Source organism: Apilactobacillus kunkeei (assembly GCF_001308195.1).
GTDB classification, from domain to species: domain Bacteria; phylum Bacillota; class Bacilli; order Lactobacillales; family Lactobacillaceae; genus Apilactobacillus; species Apilactobacillus kunkeei_C.
On sequence record NZ_JXDF01000010.1, the window covers coordinates 1 to 1,612 of the forward strand.

The following is a 1,612-nucleotide window of genomic DNA, read 5'->3' on the forward strand; positions in this document are numbered from 1 at the left end:
GGATTCGGAGCGAGTGGCGAACTGGTGAGTAACACGTGGGTAACCTGCCCCGAAGCGGGGGATAACATTTGGAAACAAGTGCTAATACCGCATAATTAGTTGGAACCGCATGGTTCCAACTTGAAAGATGGCTCTGCTATCACTTTGGGATGGACCCGCGCCGTATTAGTTAGTTGGTGAGATAAAAGCCCACCAAGACGATGATACGTAGCCGACCTGAGAGGGTAATCGGCCACATTGGGACTGAGACACGGCCCAGACTCCTACGGGAGGCAGCAGTAGGGAATCTTCCACAATGGACGAAAGTCTGATGGAGCAACGCCGCGTGAGTGATGAAGGTTTTCGGATCGTAAAACTCTGTTGTTAAAGAAGAACAAGTGTTAGAGTAACTGTTAACACTTTGACGGTATTTAACCAGAAAGCCACGGCTAACTACGTGCCAGCAGCCGCGGTAATACGTAGGTGGCAAGCGTTGTCCGGATTTATTGGGCGTAAAGCGAGCGCAGGCGGTTTTGTAAGTCTGCTGTGAAAGCCCTCAGCTCAACTGAGGAAGTGCAGTGGAAACTACAAAACTTGAGTACAGAAGAGGAAAGTGGAACTCCATGTGTAGCGGTGAAATGCGTAGATATATGGAAGAACACCAGTGGCGAAGGCGGCTTTCTGGTCTGTTACTGACGCTGAGGCTCGAAAGCATGGGTAGCGAACAGGATTAGATACCCTGGTAGTCCATGCCGTAAACGATGAATACTAGGTGTTGGAGGGTTTCCGCCCTTCAGTGCCGCAGCTAACGCATTAAGTATTCCGCCTGGGGAGTACGACCGCAAGGTTGAAACTCAAAGGAATTGACGGGGGCCCGCACAAGTGGTGGAGCATGTGGTTTAATTCGATGCTACGCGAAGAACCTTACCAGCTCTTGACATCTTCTGCCAACCCAAGAGATTGGGCGTTCCCTTCGGGGACAGAATGACAGGTGGTGCATGGTTGTCGTCAGCTCGTGTCGTGAGATGTTGGGTTAAGTCCCGCAACGAGCGCAACCCTTATTATTAGTTGCCAGCATTTAGTTGGGCACTCTAGTGAGACTGCCGGTGATAAACCGGAGGAAGGTGGGGACGACGTCAAATCATCATGCCCCTTATGAGCTGGGCTACACACGTGCTACAATGGATGGTACAACGAGTCGCGAAACCGCGAGGTCAAGCTAATCTCTTAAAGCCATTCTCAGTTCGGATTGCAGGCTGCAACTCGCCTGCATGAAGTTGGAATCACTAGTAATCGTGGATCAGCATGCCACGGTGAATACGTTCCCGGGCCTTGTACACACCGCCCGTCACACCATGAGAGTTTGTAACACCCAAAGACGATGGGGTAACCTTTTAGGAGCTAGTCGTCTAAGGTGGGACAGATGATTAGGGTGAAGTCGTAACAAGGTAGCCGTAGGAGAACCTGCGGCTGGATCACCTCCTTTCTAAGGAAATTTCGGAAGCTTACATTAGGTTCATCAATCTTATTCAGTTTTGAGGGATTTACCTCTCATATGATTCTTTGCTTCTTTGGGCCTATAGCTCAGTTGGTTTAGAGCGCACGCCTGATAAGCGTGAGGTCGGAGGTTCGA

General features: G+C 50.3%; 1 rRNA gene. It reads left to right on the forward strand.

Annotated elements, in window-relative coordinates:
• Positions 1-1,465: ribosomal RNA gene (locus tag RZ78_RS01465) — 16S ribosomal RNA — on the forward strand; the annotation flags it as partial.
• Positions 1,466-1,612 lie beyond the last annotated feature (147 nt).